General features: G+C 61.3%; 4 protein-coding genes. 2 read left to right on the forward strand and 2 right to left on the reverse strand.

Annotated elements, in window-relative coordinates; genetic code table 11:
* Both ACWGS9_RS34905 and ACWGS9_RS34910 read right to left on the reverse strand, forming a co-directional pair.
* Positions 1 to 288, reverse strand: a 288-nt coding sequence (locus ACWGS9_RS34905; protein ID WP_454509441.1) for a hypothetical protein, incomplete at its 3' end; no start/stop codon positions are given.
* A gap of 76 nt (positions 289 to 364) precedes the next feature.
* Entirely contained in the window at positions 365 to 517 is a 153-nt protein-coding gene (locus ACWGS9_RS34910; protein ID WP_454509442.1) for a hypothetical protein, read from the reverse strand.
* Between the two features lie 32 nt (positions 518 to 549).
* Between ACWGS9_RS34910 and ACWGS9_RS34915 the strand changes: the two genes are divergently transcribed.
* Positions 550 to 765, forward strand: a complete 216-nt coding sequence (locus ACWGS9_RS34915) for a hypothetical protein (protein ID WP_454509443.1) — start codon at positions 550 to 552, stop codon at positions 763 to 765.
* A 218-nt stretch (positions 766 to 983) separates the two neighbouring features.
* Positions 984 to 1,153 (forward strand): co-chaperone GroES (locus ACWGS9_RS34920; RefSeq protein WP_454507976.1); only part of this gene is annotated, 170 nt, incomplete at its 3' end.

The raw sequence follows: 1,153 nt of genomic DNA on the forward strand, positions 1-1,153 counted from the left end.
CGGCGTGGCCGGCCGCGAAACATGCTCCTGCTCCCCAAACGCCTGCACTGACAAATCCTCACGGGCTTGCGGATACGCCCCCCCGTCCACGTCCAGGTCAGACGCCGGAAAGTGGTCGTCCACCGACAATCCGATCGTGCTATCCATGTCCATCGGGCCGGGGAGCGGCGGCGTGAGGCCCGTCAGTCTCCGCAGGTGATCCCACATCTCCTGACCGCTGTTGTCATTCTTGGGGGTCATCACGCCGCTTGTGGTCTGGCCGGAGGGGCCCGTGATTCGATTATGCATCTTATTGGCTATCCTTTCGGCGAAGTTGCGTCGTCGCGACCTCGGGCGCTCACTCCTGCCGACAAGGATAGGCAGCCTAGCTGACCATAAGCTGACGCGCACCCCGCGGTGGAGCGTCGAAATAGAGCTGGAACGGCGCTCTCTGCAGGTGATTGACATCGGTTGCGGGCAGCTGCGTCAGTTGTCGATTGAGCAATTCTGCAGAGCCGTCGCCGGTGACTTCGTCCATCTCATGAAGCCCGGCCCATGTGAAGAAGACCATTGAGGGCCATATTTGAGATCGAGGCCGGCTTGCAGGGTGCCAAAGGCGATCTCACCGTGGTTGTCGGCCCCAATCGTGGCGGGTCCGCCGAGGTCGAGATACCCGCGATCCTACAGGTCAGCTTCGATGATCCGCCAGCGGCCGATCAGTTGACAGCCGGCAGGTGCGATCATGTCGGCATCGCCAGCAGCTTCGGCAACCGCACGAGATTGTAGGCGGGGGGCATGCAAGAAATGAGCCCATACTCCTGTTCCCAGAAGAACGATATAGGCCCTCACCTCACCTCGCTTCGGCTCAGTTTCCGCCGGTGCTTCGCGCCTTGACTTGCAATCGCCAAGGGCCTATCCACCCCCCTTGTTAGCACTCTGCCTAGGTGAGTGCTAATCGCGCTCCGGCAACGGGGAACCGTTCACAATCACCAGGGAAATCCAAAATGGCAAAGTCGAAGTTCCGCCCGCTTCATGACCGCGTGGTCGTTCGCCGGGTTGAATCCGAATCCAAGACCGCCGGCGGGATCATCATCCCGGATACGGCGAAGGAGAAGCCGCAGGAAGGCGAGATCATCGCCGTCGGCTCCGGCGCTCGCGACGAAAACGGCAAGCT

It is taken from the genome of Mesorhizobium sp. Arg314 (genome assembly GCF_053714275.1).